The following is a 14,324-nucleotide window of genomic DNA, read 5'->3' as shown; positions in this document are numbered from 1 at the left end:
CTTGGCTGCGGGGAGGTGGAAGGTGACGCAGCCTTATCCGTGGCCGTATCCGGGGCCGGAGCCGTATCAGCCGGTGCCGCGGCCGTTCCGGCCGTTGCGGGCGGTCGCGATCGTCAGCATGGCGCTGATGGGGCTGACCGTGATCGCCGCGATCATCCAGTGCGTGCTGCTCTGGCGCTCGTACGACGAGGTCAAGCGCCTCGTGTACGGGCTGCTCTCGGACGCGGAGATCGAGCGCGGCGCGCGGTCGGTCGCCGGTACCGGACCGTTGCTGGACCTGCTCGGCTACCTGTTGATCGGGACCGCGATCGCGTTCCTGCTCTGGCTGTGGCGCGCCCGCGACAACGTCGACTTCCTGCATTCACCGTTCGTGCCGCAGCACCTCCTGCACCGTCGCGCGCCGGGCTGGGTGATCGGCTCGTGGTTCTGCCCGATCGTGCAGTTCTGGTACCCGTTCCAGATCGTCGACGACGTCGTCCGCGCCAGCAAGCCACCTGCGCGGCCGGTTGGGCGGGTCCGCGCACTGCTGTACGGATGGTGGGCGACGTGGACCGGCTTCTGGGTGATCATGGTCGGCGGCGGATCGGTCGCGGTGGTGGGCTTCATCGTCTGGATCGTGCGTCTCGTCCAGGCGACCGACAACGGCGCCGGCCAGTACGTCGACGTCTACGACCTGCAGGACTTCATGGTGCATGTCGCGCTGGGCGTGGACATCGGGTTCACGGTCGCGACCGTGCTGCTGATCGTGGCCGGTGTCGCGATGGCTCTCCTGATGCTCCAGATCGGCGACTGGCAGCAGGAACGGACAGCGCCGCCGCCGGTGCAGGACCAGGTGCCGCCGCCGCTCACGCCGCAGTACGCCCCGCGGTCGCAGCCGCCCGGTCCGGGCTTCCCGACCTACGGCCGCTGAAGGAGCACGACGCTCGCATCGTCGTACTGCTTCCACCGGCCCGTCGAGGTTGCGTCGTGCTCCCGGACCCGATCGATCAGCTGTCGTGGACCAGCGGTCGTGAGTACGTCGATCAGCTCGTCCCACGAGTGCCCGTACTGCTCGGTGAAACGGGACGCGCCGTCGGACAGGATCGCGATCACGTCCACGGCGGCCAGGTCCGTACTCCCGGTGATCGCCTCGTACGCCGCCTTCGGCTCGGTGCTCGCCGCCCAGAAACCACCCGGCTGGTTACGCAACCGGCGTACCGCCTCCAGGGTCCGTTCCGGGAGCTGCTCGATCCGGTCGTCGCTGTGGACGGTGATCTGGCCTTCGGGGGAACGCATCACGACGGGCGAGTCGGCCAGCACCAGGTACTCGACGTGATCCGGGTGCAGCCGAACCATCGAGACCGTTGACGACGGACTGTCCGGATTGCTGACGTCGCAGGTGTCTGCGTGGGTCGCCCGGACTCCGGCGATCGCCTCCGCGAGCAGGTCGGGCAGCGGGGCGGACGACTGGGCGAGCAGCGCCGGCGCCAACTGGATCGCGAGCTGCTTCACCAGCCACGGGACGTCGTGCCGACAGCCGGAGTCGACGCCCTTCGGCGCGGTGGCGCCGTCGAGGACGAGCGTGAAGTCGGGGCCGGTCAGCACGAGATCCTCGTTGACGGCAGGTGGTCGCCGATCCGGCGCGGCCTCACTGAGCGAGCGAATCTGCACGGAACTAGTCTGACTCAGCCCAGCTGTCGGCTAGGGACTGCTCGAGGGCGACCTTGGGAGACCAGCCGAGCTGCTGGCCGATCAGTGTGCTGTCGGCCTGCTGCCACGGCGCACCGAGCAGGGTTTCCTGACCGGCCTCGTCGACGATCGTCGCCGCCAGGCCACTCAGCTCGAAGAGTTGCCCGGCGACGTCGCGCGCGAGGGTCGCCCGGCCGGTGCCGACGTTCAGCAGCGGCGGCAGCTTCCCGTCCGCGAGCGCAACCGCGAGCACCGCCTCGGCCACGTCCCGGACGTCGACGAAGTCGCGCCAGACGTCCAGCGACCCGACCTCGATCAGCTGTCGCGTCCGCAGGTCCCGGATCACCCGGCCGGTGAGCGTACTGTCCGGCGCCCCCGGCCCGATCACGTCGAAGATCCGTAGTACGACGGCATCCGCGCCGGCCCGCTGCGCCCGGAGTACGAGCTCGGAGCCGGCCAGCTTGGTGATCCCGTACGGACCGAGCGGACGCGGCGCACTGTCCTCGAGCATGCTCGTCCCGTGCGCGGCGCCGCCGTACTCCGCCGCGGACCCGAGCTGGACGAACCGCGCGTGGCCGGCATGGTCGCGGACGGACGCGAGCAGCGCCTCGACGGCGATCACGTTGGCCCGGACCAGCTCGGCCGGCGCACCGAACGTGGCGCCGACCGCGTTGACGATCACGGTCGGCTTGTACATCCCGATCTGGGTGTCCAGCGCGTACGGGTGCATCGCGGTCAGGTCGCAGCGCCGGTACGGCTCGCTCCGGGTCCGGCTCAGCCCGCGGTACTCGATGCCCCGGTCGGCGAGCAGCGCGCAGATCCTGGCGCCGAGAAAGCCTCCCGCGCCGAACACCATCACCCGCTCAGTTCCGGTCACCTCTCCATCGTGCGGCCCGTAGTTGTCGGTCGGCCTACCGTTCTCCTGCCTTACCATCACAGTGTCGGTACGACGTGGCAGTGTGAGCGCATGGCTGATCGTGTGGACGGGCGTCCGGCAGCACCGACCGAGTCGACGATCCGGGACTGGGACGACGCGGATCCGTCCGGGCAGACGTACCGGCGGGTGCTGTTCGTCGACTCGGACCTGACCGAGGTGGAGAACCGCGGTGCGGTGTTCGAGGAGTGCACGTTTCGCGGAGTCCGGTTCAACGCGTCGACGCACACCGACGCCGCGTTCGTGAACTGCACGTTCGTCCGCTGCTCGCTGTTCGACACCACGTTCACCCGGTGCAAGTTCGTCGGCAGCTTCTTCGCCGACTGCGCGCACAGCCTGATGAAGGTGTCCGGCGGGGACTGGTCGTTCACCGGGCTGCCGGGCGCGAACCTGAAGGGCGCCGAGTTCACCGGGGTGAAGCTGCGCGAGGCCGACCTGACCGGCGTCCGGGCGCCGAAGGCGGTGCTCAGGGATCTGGACCTGTCCGGCGCGATGCTGCAGAAGGCCGACTTCACCGGCGCCGACCTGCGCGGATCGGACCTGTCGACGCTCGATCCGCTGACCGTCGTCCTCAAGGGCGCCCGGATCGATATCACCCAGGCCATGGTGGTCGCAGCCGCCCTGGGCCTCGACGTACGACCGTGAACTGTGGATATCCCCAGGTAGCCAGACGGTCATCCACGGTTCTATCCACAGGCTGTGGATAGCTATCCGGATAACTGTGTATTCGTTCTGTGATATCTCGCAGCCGCGTTACGACGCCTGGGTGCCACCAGGGTCGCGCGGCGGTGGCGGGCCGGTGGTCTGGACCGTACGACGAGCAACCCGGTGTGCTCCACGACGTACGGTGCCGTGACCAGCCGGCGCCCGCGGCTCGCGGTCAGCAGCCCGTGGGCGACCGTCTGCACCGCCGCCGCGAGGCCGACGCCGCAGACGGAGCCGAGCGAGTTCGTCATCACGTCGTGCAGTTGACAGGTCCGGCCCAGCGACGGGATCAGGGACTGGATCGCCTCGATCGCCGCCGACAGCCCGATCCCGGCCGCGATCGCCTCCGCGCGGCGCCCACCGGACAGCACCAGCATCCCGGTGAACGGGACGAAGAGCAGGACGTTGAGCGGCGCCTGGATCGAGGTGAGACCGCCGATGCCTTCCAGCCGGGTGCCGCACATCCCGACCGGACCGTAGCGGAGCGGGGTCGGGCTGAGCGTCGCCGCGATCACCAACGCGAACGCCGCCGGCAGGCAGAACCCCGCCAGCCGGGGAATCAGGTCTCCGCGACGGCGCCATGAGGAGAGGGCGATCGGCAGCGCCATGCCGGTCAGCACGAGCCAGGTGTCCAAGAGGTGTGGGATACCGCGATAAGTCTCGAGCACGCGTCTGGTCCTCCGTGGTCGACCGGCTGACTCGAACCCTTCTCGACTTCCAGAAACGACCATCGGCCGACGCCTCCCGCCGCCGGAAGCCCTGTCCGGACATCTGCACGCAGCCGCAAACCGTCCGTGACAGTTCGTGACAGTCCGTGCACAAACTGACACGGAAGGAAGGTGCTCAGGGCAACGATCATGTGCCTGTAGTGGACCGGTGGAGCGCGCCCCTCAACCGATCGGTGGAGGCGGCTGGGACCGCTCGGGCGATGTGCCGGACCGGGCCCGAACGGGACAGTCGTAGTACCGAAACAGAGCCCCGAAAGGACCTACCGAGATGACTACCCCCGCGAACGTCGGACACCCGCGCAGCGCCTCCGCGTTGCGGAGCGTGCAACTGCTGGTGACCGGCTACGTCGCGATCAGCGTGCTGACGCTGGTCGCCATCATCGCCCTGCGGAACCACAGCACAGTCGTCAACGACGCCGTCTGGGTCCGTGGAACGATCGTCGTCGGCAGTTCGCTGCTGACCTTCCTCTTCGCTCGCAGCGCGGCCAAGGGTTCCCGGAAGGGGTTCCTGCGGCTCCGGATCGTGTCGGCCGTGATGCTGGTCGCGATCGTGGTGATCATCGCGCTGCCCGGCACCTTCCCACTGTGGATGAAGGGTGAGCAGGCGGTCTGCGGGCTGCTCCTGCTCGGCGTGACACTCGTGGTGAACAGCAAGCACCTCCGCTCGGTGTTCACTAAGTGACATGAGTGATCGGGTCTGGCCGGTTCGGCTGACGGTGATGCCGTATGTGTTCCTCGCATGCCTCACCGCCGTCACCATCCTGATCAAGCGCGACCAGCCCAGGTCGCTCACCGTCGACCTGGTGCTGTGCGCGCTGATCGCGCTGTGGACGCTCGGGATGTTCACCCTCCGCCCGGCCAAGCGGACCGACCACCGCTGGATCGGCGTCTTCATCGCCGGGTTCGTCCTACTGCTGGCCGTGCTGGTGGTTCGGGATCCGTGGTTCGGCTTCCTCACCCCGGCCAGCTACTTCTACACCTTCATCCTGCTGCCGTGGCCGATCGAACTGGTCGGCGTCGGCAGCGTCGCGGTCGTCGCCGGGTACGCCCAGGCGTACGCCATCGCGAAGTCGGACATCTTCGGGCTGCTCGGCACAGCGGCCGTGATCGGGGTGAACGTGGTCGGGATGTGCCTCGCGTCCTGGCTCGGCCGGCGCGGCGAGGTGCTGAGCCAGCAGCGCCAGGACGCGGTCGACGCCCTGACCGAGACCAACCTCAAGCTCGAGGCGACGCTCGCGGAGAACGCCGTACTGCACGAGCAGTTGGTGACCCAGGCTCGCGACGCCGGGGTGATCGACGAGCGGCAGCGGATGGCCCGCGAGATCCACGACACCCTCGCGCAGGGGCTGACCGGGATCGTCGCCCAGCTCCAGGCCGCCGAGACCGCGGACGACTGGCGGCGGTACGTGACGACCGCGATCGGGCTCGCCCGCGAGAGCCTGACCGAGGCCCGGCGTTCGGTACACGCGCTGCGTCCCCAGCCGCTGCAGTCGGCGACGCTGGGCGAGGCGATCGCGGACGTAGTACGGCGGTGGTCCGCACTGCACGGTGTCGACGTACAACTGACCACTACCGGCACGCAGCGGGTGATGACACCCGAGGCGGAGTCGACCCTGCTCCGCGCGACTCAGGAGGCGTTGGCGAACGTGGCGAAATATGCACAGGCGACCCGGGTGGGTGTGACGCTGTCGTACATGGAGAAGAAGGTCGCCCTGGACGTGCGCGACGACGGTGCCGGGTTCGATCCGGAGCAGCCGCGGCCGGCGTCGGAGTCCGGCGGGTTCGGCCTGGTCGCGATGCGGCAGCGGGTCGAGGCGCTGAACGGGACGCTGGAGGTCGAGTCCGAGCCCGGTTTCGGTACGGCGATCTCGGCGACCGTGCCGTTGACCGGAGTCGGCGCATGATCCGGCTGCTGATCGCCGACGACCACCCGATCGTCCGGGACGGGCTGAGCGGGATGTTCGCGGCCGAACCCGAGTTCGAGGTGGTCGGCCAGGCGGGCGACGGCGCGGAGGCGATCCGGCTGGCCGAGGCGTTGCAGCCGGACGTGATCCTGATGGACCTGCAGATGCCCGGCATGAACGGCCTGGACGCGATCAGCGAGCTCGCCGAGCGCGGCGTACAGGCCCGGGTCCTGGTACTAACGACGTACGACACCGACGGGTACGTCGTCCCCGCGATCGAGGCAGGCGCCACCGGGTACCTGCTCAAGGACGCGCCGCGCGACGAGCTCCTCCGCGCCGTCCGGTCCGCCGCCGACGGCCGCTCGGTGCTCGCGCCGTCGGTCGCCAACACGCTGATGAACCACGTCCGCGCGCCGCGCGCCCCGGAGCTGCTCAGCCCGCGGGAGCTCGAGGTCCTGCAGCTGGTTGCCGGCGGCAACACCAATCGCGAGGCCGCCCGGCACCTGTTCATCAGCGAGGCCACGGTGAAGACGCACCTGCTGAACATCTACGCCAAACTCGACGTCTCCGACCGCGCCGCCGCCGTCGCCGTCGCCTACAACCGCGGCCTGCTCAAACCAAGCTGAGCCGCCTCGGTCAAGGTCAGGTCAGGGGCGGTGCTGGGCCACCGCGTCGGCTGAGCGGTGATCGGCGGCGGCGTGCAGGCCGTCGATCACGCCGTCGATGTCGGCAGCCGAGCGGTTCTGGCTGAGCTTGAACTTGGCCTCGATCCGCGTGATCGCGATCTCCACGCCGACGATCGCCCGGAGCTGACCGCTGACGTACTTCGCCGGCGCGTCGTCCACCGACCACGGCTCAGCCCGACCCGCCTCGTGGAGATCCGAGAGCCGCCGTACGACATCCTCGACCCAGGCGGGGTCGTCGTACACGGTCAGCGTTCCGTAGACGTGGGCGGTGACGTAGTTCCAGGTCGGGACGACGCGACCGTGCTCGCGCTTGGCGGCGTACCAGGCAGGCGAGACGTACGCGTCCGGGCCGCGCATGATCGCCAGCGCGTCCCCGATCACCGGTCGCTGCCAGTGCGGGTTGTTCCGCGCCAGGTGCCCGAGCAGGACGTTCCGCTCGCGGTCGTACACGAACGGCAGCATCGTCGCCAGCAATCCGTCCGATGTCATCGTGACCAGATCCGCCGCACCGTGCCGCACCAGCAACTCCTGCACAGCGGCCTCGTCCGGCGCGAAGTGCGCGGGAACGTACATCATCCACATCCTCAGCTCGCGGGGTACGTTCCCAGTATTCGGCTACCCAGCACGCCTCGGCAGATCCATTCGGCCGGTGTTTCACCAGCCCATTCAGGCCTGGTGGTAGCGGGCGCGGAGCTCGGCGGCGTGGTCGTAGTCGTGGCGCCAGTCGCCGGTCGGGGGCAGGATGATGCGTTCGGTACCGGCGGCCTCGTAGGCCGCCAGTTGTTCGAGGGGATCGCCGGTGAGCTGTGGGGCGACCACGGTGGCCTTCAGTTGCTTGCCGTCGGCAAGTTCGTTGATGCGCGCCAGGTTCGCGCGGACCTCCTCCGGCGGCAGCGCGATGGTCGCCCACCCGTCGGCGTACTTCGCCGCTCGCCGCTGCGCCCGTACGCCGCTTCCGGCCACGAAGATCGGCGGCACCTTCGCGCTCGGCGAGATCTTGATGTCGGGATGAGTTCCGGCGATCAGGTCCGGCAGTACGGCGAGCGCGTCGTCCGTGAGGCGCCCGCGGTCCGCGTACTCGACGCCCGCGGCCTGCCACCCGGCGGCGCCGTGTGCCGGGTTGCCCGTACCGACTCCGAGCACGACACGGTTGTTCGACACGTACTGCAGCGTGCTGATCTGCTTCGCCGCCCAGGCCACCGGGCGCAGCGCCAGCAGCATCACGTTGTACCCGATGGTGATCCGCTCCGTCACCGCTGCGGCCGTCGCCAGTACGACGGAACTCTCCAGCAGCGGCGCACTGGCCACCAGGTGATCCGTGGACCAGATCGAGTCCAGCCCGACCTCCTCGGCGTACCGCGCGCTCTCCTTGACGTCCCCCAGGATGGGGCGCTCCGGATCGGGCGTCGACGTCGGCAGGATCACTCCGAACTCAAGGCTCATACCGGCGGAACCTCCTCGCGGACGAACCTATTCCGTGCGGTCGGCCTTGGTCAGCGAGAGGACCGCCGGCCGGAGGAGTTCGACGATCTCGTCGGGGTCGGCGTCGGCGAGCTCGTCGAGTTTGACCAGGTGCCGGCCGAGGACCACGCCGATCAGGATCGCGCTCACCACGGCGGCCCGGAGGTTACCGTCCACGCCGGGGATCGCCTTGCTGACCTTGACGCGTTCGGCGTGCGCGTTGCCGACCTCGGCGGCCGCGTCGGGATGCGTGAGCATGGAGCGGAGCGCGGCCAGGGAAGCGATCGGCTCCTCGATCAGCGACTGCCGCAGAATCCCGAGCAACTGCTCGGCGACCTCCTCGGGAGTCTCGCCGGTGACCAGCGGCGTCTCGGTCTTCGTCGCCAGCGCGAACAACTGCTCCTTGCTGCCGAAGTAGTGCATCACCAGCCCGGCATCGACCTCCGCTGCGGCGGCAACCGCGCGGATCGTGGTCCGGTCGTACCCGAGCGCGGCGAACAGCCGGCCCGCGGCGGACAGGATCCGCTCCTGGGTGTCGATCCGCTGCTGGGCCCGCGACGGCCGGGACGTGGGCTCACTCATCGGGATTCATTCTACGTCCGTTGACCCGTCGGGAGTTTCGTTCTACGCTCGTTGAACCGTTCTACATCCGTTGAATGAAGGAGCGTCATGACCCCGCTCGACGTACTGGAACTCCGCCGCCGGCATCTGATCGCCCGCGACTTCGATGCCTTCGCCGACCTGTTCGCGGAGGACGGCGTGATCGAACTCCCGTTCGCGGTCGGTGGCCTCCCGACCCGCCTCGAAGGCCGGGAAGCGATCCGCGAGTTCTCGCTGCGCACCAGCGATCGCCCGATCGACATCATCGACCTGCACACCGTCCAGCTCCACCAGACCGCAGACCCCGAGGTCGTCATCCTCGAACTCACCACCGAAGCCCGCCACACCACCACCGGCACCCCCTTCGAAGCCCGCTGCATCCAGGTCTTCCGCATCCACAACGGCAAGATCAAACTCTTCCGCGACTACGTAGGCGCCCACACCATCCCCAACCTGACCAATTGAGGCACTAGGTTCGGGGGATGGGTCAGCGGGTGGGTGCTTATGCCGTGTGTGTTGACGATGGGCGGGTGCTGCTGGCGCGGTATGTGTCGCCGTTCGGGGACGGGAGTTGGTGGACGTTGCCGGGTGGGGGTGTCGAGCAGAACGAGGATCCGTTCGATGCGGTGACGCGGGAGGTGGCGGAGGAGACCGGGTACGAGTCGGTGGTCGAGGAGATGCTCGGTGTGGACTCGCGGGTGGTGCCGGCCGCGGTACGCCGGCGGTGGGGGCGGGGGGATCACCAGAACATCGGGATCTTCTACGCGGTGCGCGTCACCGGCGGGCGTATGCGGCCGGAGCCGAACGGTGAGACGGCGGAGTCGGTCTGGACGCCGATTGTCGACGTACTGGGGTTGCATCGTGCGGCGCTTGTCGACGTGGGGATCGCGCTGTGGGAGTCGCGGCCGCGGACGGGGCATGGACCGGCGGTCGCGGTCGGCGGGTTGGTCGAGCACTGAGGTGATGTCGATCTGCGGGGTGCTCGCGCATCGGATGGAGTAGACACTCCTGCTCGAAGGGCTCTTCTATGAATGACATCGTGATCGCGAACGTCGTACGCCCGGAGCGCGTGCTGGCCGGTTCGTGGATCGACGTGATCGCGTCGAACCTCGACTATCACCGCGCGACGTTCCTGTGGAAATGCGAAGGACTCACGGATGCGCAACTGCGGCAGCGGTCGATCCCGTCGTCCGAGTTGAGCCTGCTGGGGTTGATGCGACACCTGCAGGGCGTCGAGCGGTACTGGTTGCATCTCCGGCTGACCGGTACACCGCCGCAGTTCTTCCCGTACCGGACGTACAAGACCGCCGACGGCGACGAGTGGTTCGACGAATCCGATCCGACGCCGGCGTCCGAGGTCTACGCGGATTATTTGACAGCCTGTCAAACTTCCCGCGACCTCCTCCCGCAAGGCACCACGAACCTCGACCGAATCGAGCCGAACCCGGAGTACGGCGACACCGACATCCGCTTCATCCTCGAACACGTCATCGAGGAGTACGCCCGCCACACCGGCCACGCCGACCTCCTCCGCGAGTCCCTCGACGGCACCACCGGCGAATAGCAAACTGTCACCATGCCCTGCACCTGCCTCACCGGAGAACTGCCATACCGGACAGTGAGGGGGACTCGTGGATCCCAAGTGTGAGCTGTTGCGGGTGTTGCAAGAGACTCGGGAGGCGTTGGTCGGGAAGTTGGAGGGGCTGGGGGAGTACGAGCTGCGGCGGCCTTTGGCGCCGACGGGGACCAACTTGCTCGGGCTGGTGAAGCATCTGGCGGGGCTGGAGCACGGGTATCTCGGTGAGGCTGTCGGGCGGGTGCCCGCGGTGCGGCCGTCATGGTTTCGGGATGACGTGTCGACGGAGATCGACATGTGGGCGACGCCGGACGAGTCGAGTGCGTACGTCGTCGGCGTGTATCGCGAGATCGCCGCACATTCCGACCGAACCGTCGCGGACCTCGAGCTGGACAGTCCCGCGTACGTTGCGCACTGGGCGGACGGGCACCGCGAGACCACCCTCGGCGTACTGCTGATCCGGATGGTCGCCGAGACCAGCCAGCACACCGGCCACGCCGACATCCTCCGCGAGCAACTCGACGGCCGGCTCGGCGGAGGCACCACCGTCGCCGCCGACGAAGCGTTCTGGAACGACCGACGTACACAGGTTCAGGCGGCCGCCGACCACTTCAGACCGTGACTCAGCGGTGGTCCCCGTCACCGCCGAGAACGCCGCGAGACGCCCGGTCGGCGAGCTTCGCGATGTTGCGCTCGGCAACATCCTCGAGCCGGATCCCGAGCCTTGTGGACAACTCCGACAGGTACCAGAGCACGTCGCCCAACTCCAGCGTCAGCGCCTCCCGATCGGCGTCGGTGACCACGCCCGCCCGGTCCCGGAAGATCTTCTTCACCTTGCCGGCGACTTCGCCCGCCTCGTTCACGAGACCCAAAGTCGGGTACACAATCGGGTGATCGGTGGCGACAGGACCCCCGGTCCGCGCCGCGGCCTCCTGGTAACCACTGAAGTCGAACGCACTCTGATCGGTCACGCCCGCAAGTCTGCCAGCCCGACCCGCCCACACGACGGAGAGATCGATGGACGACAGCACCGGTGAGTTCGTCACCGAGACATTCGAGTTCGACGGCGGCCGGCAGGTCACCGTCTACGTACCTCCGACCGCGCCGGAGGCAGTCGTCTACACCGGCGACGGCCAACTGCTCTCGAAGTGGGGCCCGGACCTCGTGCGCGCCGACGTACCGCCGACGCTGGTTGTCGGCGTACACCGGACGGACGATCCGGACGAGATGGTGCGGATCCGCGAGTACTCTCCCTCGTTCGACGAGGCACAGTTCGCGGCGCACGAGAAGTTGTTCGTGGACGACGTACGCCGCTGGGTCGGCACCCTCTTCGGTGTCGCGCTGCCAGCCGAACGCACCGCGGTGTTCGGCGTCTCGGCCAGCGCGGAACTCGCCCTCGCGATGGGCATGCGGCACCCGGACATCTACGGATCGGTCCTCGCCGCATCTCCCGGCGGCGGATACCGGCCGCCTGAGGTGATGCCGTCAGCACTACCGCGCGCGTACCTCGTCGCCGGTACGGACGAGCCGTTCTTCCGCGAGAACGCGACCCGCTGGTACGACGCGCTGCGCGCCGCGGACGTGGACGTGGTCCTGACAGAACGCCCCGGGAACCACGGCGACCCGTTCTGGCGGGCCGAGTTCCCGTTGATGATCCGCTGGGCGTTCGGCAGCTAGTCCTTACTCACCCGTGGCGCCGTCGATGCACTCGCGGAGCAGATCCGCGTGACCGTTGTGCCGGGCGTACTCCTCGATCATGTGCAGGTAGATCCACCGCAGCGTGTAGTCCTCACCCGGACTGCGCTCATCCAGGCCGACCGCCGCAACAGCCGCCCGTGACCGGGCAACACTCGCCCGGTAGCTCGCCAGGTCGTCAGCCGCTCGTGTGGGGTCGAGCTCCTCGAAGCTGGTCGTTGAGCCATGCACGTAGTTCCAGTAGTACAGGTGGTCCGGCTGCCCGTCGTACTCATGGAACCAGGCCTCGACCCCCGACAGATGCCGGACCAGCCCCAACAACGACAGCCTCGAAGGCGGCACCGCCCGGAACACCAACTGCTCCGGCGTCAGCCCACCGCACTTCACCAACAAGGTGGTCCGCTGAAACTCCAGCCGCCCCACCAGCGCATCCAACTCGTCCACCGGATCAACCGGCGGCTCGACCCGCTCAGGCACACCCCAAACCGACATCCGAGAAGGCTACCGCTCAATGCCCGGTAGCCCCGTCGATGCTCTCCCGAATGATGTCCGCGTGCCCGTTGTGCCGAGCCGTCTCCTGCACCAAGTGAATCAGAATCGCCCGCAGATTGACCTCCGCTCCCCAAGGCGTGGTCACCACATCGTCAAGCTCACCAGCAGCCACGACAGCCCGGCACCGCTCACTGATCCGCACATACTGCCCAACCAGTACGTCGGCCGTCTCGCCGGGCTCAACCCGAAACTCCTCGTCCGTCTCGAACAGATCCGGCTCGGCCACCCCACCGTAGATCTTGAGAAACCACCCATGCTCCGTCGCCGCCAGGTGCTTCACCAACCCGAGCAAACTGAGCCCCGACGCCGTCATCGGCCGCCGCAACGTCTCGTCATCAAGCCCGTCCAGCTTGGTCAGCAACGTCGCCCGATGAAAGTCGAGCTGCTGCGCCAACGCATCCCGCTCCCCAACCAACCGACCCGGCACAACCCGCTCCAAGGGCGACGTAAAAGCCATGAACCGACAATACGAGCCAGGCAGTAGCTCAGCTCGGAATCCAGTCCACGAGTTCGCATGACGCCGGCGAACTCATCACCCAAACCTCACCAGACCGCTAGCCACACACGCTGTGGTCGCTCTCAGAAGAACGTCACCAATCGCTCCCTCCACGAGCATCCAGTCCGGCTCCTTGATCGGGTCGGGTCAGACCGGGGTCAGCCGGCAAGCTGCCGCATAACCGTCTGTTCGCGTGTGGGGTGAGTGCGCTGCTTGCTGTGCGCGGGCGAGGTTGAGATTTCCTGCGCCGACGGAGGAGCCTCGTGCGAATTTCTGCCGATGACCTGTTGGATCCGGAGTGAGGCGTTCGTAGTAGGGGTGACAGGCGGCCGGAGAAAGTCCGCCGGACTGACAGAAAGGCATGGCGCCATGCGGAAACTGATCTACGGCATGAACACGACCCTGGACGGCTACAGCGCCGCGCCCGGCGGGGACATCGGCTGGGGCGTGCCGAGCGACGAGCTGTTCCAGTGGTGGCTCGACCAGGAGTTGGCGATCGGGCTGTTGATGTACGGGCGCAAACTGTGGGAGGCCATGAGTTCCCACTGGCCGACCGGCGACCAGCAGCCCGACGCCACCCCGGCGCAGATCGAGTTCGCGCGGAACTGGCGGGACACGCCGAAGGTGGTGTTCTCCTCGACGATCGACAAGGTCGACTGGAACACCCGCCTGGTCACCGGCGACGCTGTAGCGGAGATCACCCGACTCAAGTCCGACGACGGCGAGCCGATGAGGGTCGGTGGCGCCACGCTCGCTGGGGCGGCCATGCGGGGCCGGGCTGGTCGACGAGTACGAGATCGTCACCCATCCGGTGCTGGTGGGCGGCGGCACACCGTTCTTCACCGCGCTGGACAGCTGGGTGAACCTGAACCTGGTGGAGACGCGGACGTTTCCCGGCGGCGTGGTCCTGACCAGGTACGAGACGAGGCATTGAGCGCGAGAACCGCGCTCCGACCTGCAGAAACGCGATGGTGGAGACGAGGGGACTTGAACCCCTAACCCCTGCCTTGCAAAGGCAGTGCTCTGCCAGTTGAGCTACGCCCCCGTGGGGTGGTCAGTGGCCCGGGGTTACCGGGTCGGCGACCTCGGCCCAGAGGTCCTTTTCGGCGCGGGACTGCTGGGTCTTCTTGTAGACGAAGTATCCACCGACGCCGGCCAGCAGCACCAGCAGGAACTTTCTCAGCACTGGGACTCCTCGGATCAGAACTTCGAACTACGTGAGGGTGGGCCTAACTGGACTTGAACCAGTGACCTCTGCCTTATCAGGGCAGCGCTCTAACCGTCTGAGCTATAGGCCCGCGTACTGCGGTGTCGAACCC

Annotated in this window: 20 protein-coding genes, 2 tRNA genes and 1 pseudogene; 11 read left to right on the top strand and 12 right to left on the bottom strand. The window is 67.9% G+C overall.

Annotated features, from left to right (window positions below):
• Positions 1-22 precede the first annotated feature (22 nt).
• Entirely contained in the window at positions 23-910 is an 888-nt protein-coding gene (locus JOF29_RS24205) for a DUF4328 domain-containing protein (RefSeq protein WP_209696755.1), read from the top strand.
• On the opposite strand, the gene JOF29_RS24200 is transcribed toward JOF29_RS24205, so the two are convergent.
• On the bottom strand, positions 898-1,650 hold the full coding sequence (locus JOF29_RS24200) for a protein phosphatase 2C domain-containing protein (RefSeq protein WP_209696754.1): 753 nt from the start codon (positions 1,648-1,650) through the stop codon (positions 898-900). The genes JOF29_RS24205 and JOF29_RS24200 overlap by 13 nt on opposite strands.
• A 4-nt stretch (positions 1,651-1,654) precedes the next feature.
• The gene (locus tag JOF29_RS24195) at positions 1,655-2,545 is read right to left on the bottom strand and encodes an NAD-dependent epimerase/dehydratase family protein (protein ID WP_307863645.1); all 891 of its coding nucleotides are present in this window, start codon (positions 2,543-2,545) and stop codon (positions 1,655-1,657) included.
• A 90-nt stretch (positions 2,546-2,635) separates the two neighbouring features.
• On the opposite strand from JOF29_RS24195, the gene JOF29_RS24190 reads away from it, so the two are divergent.
• Complete coding sequence (locus JOF29_RS24190; protein WP_209696753.1) at positions 2,636-3,247, top strand: pentapeptide repeat-containing protein; 612 nt, start codon at positions 2,636-2,638, stop codon at positions 3,245-3,247.
• A gap of 62 nt (positions 3,248-3,309) precedes the next feature.
• Here the strand turns inward: JOF29_RS24190 and JOF29_RS43490 are convergent, their stop codons facing one another.
• Entirely contained in the window at positions 3,310-3,975 is a 666-nt protein-coding gene (locus JOF29_RS43490; protein WP_209696752.1) for a VanZ family protein, read from the bottom strand.
• A gap of 328 nt (positions 3,976-4,303) precedes the next feature.
• On the opposite strand from JOF29_RS43490, the gene JOF29_RS24180 reads away from it, so the two are divergent.
• From JOF29_RS24180 to JOF29_RS24170, 3 genes are read left to right on the top strand one after another with little or no spacing between them, the layout of a single operon-like run.
• On the top strand, positions 4,304-4,717 hold the full coding sequence (locus tag JOF29_RS24180) for a hypothetical protein (protein WP_209696751.1): 414 nt from the start codon (positions 4,304-4,306) through the stop codon (positions 4,715-4,717).
• A gap of 1 nt (position 4,718) precedes the next feature.
• Positions 4,719-5,939, top strand: a complete 1,221-nt coding sequence (locus tag JOF29_RS24175; protein WP_209696750.1) for a sensor histidine kinase — start codon at positions 4,719-4,721, stop codon at positions 5,937-5,939.
• Entirely contained in the window at positions 5,936-6,565 is a 630-nt protein-coding gene (locus tag JOF29_RS24170; RefSeq protein WP_209696749.1) for a response regulator, read from the top strand. The genes JOF29_RS24175 and JOF29_RS24170 overlap by 4 nt, the downstream gene beginning before the upstream one ends.
• A 21-nt stretch (positions 6,566-6,586) precedes the next feature.
• On the opposite strand, the gene JOF29_RS24165 is transcribed toward JOF29_RS24170, so the two are convergent.
• The 3 genes from JOF29_RS24165 to JOF29_RS24155 all read right to left on the bottom strand — a co-directional run bounded on the left by JOF29_RS24165 (position 6,587) and on the right by JOF29_RS24155 (position 8,668).
• The gene (locus JOF29_RS24165; protein WP_245359407.1) at positions 6,587-7,201 is read right to left on the bottom strand and encodes an FMN-binding negative transcriptional regulator; all 615 of its coding nucleotides are present in this window, start codon (positions 7,199-7,201) and stop codon (positions 6,587-6,589) included.
• Between the two features lie 90 nt (positions 7,202-7,291).
• Positions 7,292-8,068 (bottom strand): LLM class flavin-dependent oxidoreductase, encoded by a 777-nt coding sequence (locus tag JOF29_RS24160; protein WP_209696748.1) that lies wholly within the window; start codon positions 8,066-8,068, stop codon positions 7,292-7,294.
• Positions 8,069-8,095: 27 nt separating this feature from the next.
• Complete coding sequence (locus JOF29_RS24155) at positions 8,096-8,668, bottom strand: TetR/AcrR family transcriptional regulator (protein WP_209696747.1); 573 nt, start codon at positions 8,666-8,668, stop codon at positions 8,096-8,098.
• 87 nt (positions 8,669-8,755) lie between these two features.
• On the opposite strand from JOF29_RS24155, the gene JOF29_RS24150 reads away from it, so the two are divergent.
• From JOF29_RS24150 to JOF29_RS24135, 4 genes are all read left to right on the top strand, one after another.
• Positions 8,756-9,151, top strand: a complete 396-nt coding sequence (locus JOF29_RS24150) for a nuclear transport factor 2 family protein (protein WP_209696746.1) — start codon at positions 8,756-8,758, stop codon at positions 9,149-9,151.
• A gap of 17 nt (positions 9,152-9,168) precedes the next feature.
• The gene (locus tag JOF29_RS24145; RefSeq protein ID WP_209696745.1) at positions 9,169-9,645 is read left to right on the top strand and encodes an NUDIX hydrolase; all 477 of its coding nucleotides are present in this window, start codon (positions 9,169-9,171) and stop codon (positions 9,643-9,645) included.
• Positions 9,646-9,713: 68 nt separating this feature from the next.
• On the top strand, positions 9,714-10,250 hold the full coding sequence (locus JOF29_RS24140) for a DinB family protein (protein ID WP_209696744.1): 537 nt from the start codon (positions 9,714-9,716) through the stop codon (positions 10,248-10,250).
• A 94-nt stretch (positions 10,251-10,344) separates the two neighbouring features.
• Entirely contained in the window at positions 10,345-10,884 is a 540-nt protein-coding gene (locus tag JOF29_RS24135; protein WP_307863643.1) for a DinB family protein, read from the top strand.
• Position 10,885: 1 nt separating this feature from the next.
• On the opposite strand, the gene JOF29_RS24130 is transcribed toward JOF29_RS24135, so the two are convergent.
• Positions 10,886-11,233 carry a nucleoside triphosphate pyrophosphohydrolase family protein gene (locus tag JOF29_RS24130; RefSeq protein WP_209696742.1) on the bottom strand — a complete coding sequence of 116 codons (348 nt, stop codon included), beginning with the start codon at positions 11,231-11,233 and terminating at the stop codon, positions 10,886-10,888.
• A gap of 46 nt (positions 11,234-11,279) precedes the next feature.
• On the opposite strand from JOF29_RS24130, the gene JOF29_RS24125 reads away from it, so the two are divergent.
• Positions 11,280-11,939 carry an alpha/beta hydrolase gene (locus tag JOF29_RS24125; protein ID WP_209696741.1) on the top strand — a complete coding sequence of 220 codons (660 nt, stop codon included), beginning with the start codon at positions 11,280-11,282 and terminating at the stop codon, positions 11,937-11,939.
• A 3-nt stretch (positions 11,940-11,942) separates the two neighbouring features.
• Here the strand turns inward: JOF29_RS24125 and JOF29_RS24120 are convergent, their stop codons facing one another.
• Entirely contained in the window at positions 11,943-12,449 is a 507-nt protein-coding gene (locus JOF29_RS24120; RefSeq protein WP_209696740.1) for a DinB family protein, read from the bottom strand.
• A 16-nt stretch (positions 12,450-12,465) separates the two neighbouring features.
• Positions 12,466-12,966 (bottom strand): DinB family protein, encoded by a 501-nt coding sequence (locus JOF29_RS24115; protein ID WP_209696739.1) that lies wholly within the window; start codon positions 12,964-12,966, stop codon positions 12,466-12,468.
• Between the two features lie 408 nt (positions 12,967-13,374).
• On the opposite strand from JOF29_RS24115, the pseudogene JOF29_RS45510 reads away from it, so the two are divergent.
• Positions 13,375-13,939, top strand: a pseudogene (locus JOF29_RS45510) (dihydrofolate reductase family protein).
• Between the two features lie 35 nt (positions 13,940-13,974).
• Here the strand turns inward: JOF29_RS45510 and JOF29_RS24105 are convergent.
• The 3 genes from JOF29_RS24105 to JOF29_RS24095 all read right to left on the bottom strand — a co-directional run bounded on the left by JOF29_RS24105 (position 13,975) and on the right by JOF29_RS24095 (position 14,303).
• A tRNA-Ala gene (locus JOF29_RS24105) sits at positions 13,975-14,050 on the bottom strand.
• Between the two features lie 9 nt (positions 14,051-14,059).
• Positions 14,060-14,191 (bottom strand): DLW-39 family protein, encoded by a 132-nt coding sequence (locus tag JOF29_RS24100; protein ID WP_209696738.1) that lies wholly within the window; start codon positions 14,189-14,191, stop codon positions 14,060-14,062.
• A gap of 38 nt (positions 14,192-14,229) precedes the next feature.
• Positions 14,230-14,303 (bottom strand) — tRNA-Ile (locus JOF29_RS24095).
• Positions 14,304-14,324 lie beyond the last annotated feature (21 nt).

The sequence above is a fragment of the Kribbella aluminosa genome (assembly GCF_017876295.1).
Lineage (GTDB): Bacteria > Actinomycetota > Actinomycetes > Propionibacteriales > Kribbellaceae > Kribbella > Kribbella aluminosa.
The sequence above is the reverse complement of the archived record's forward strand: the minus strand, read 5'-3'. Positions and strand labels throughout refer to the sequence as shown.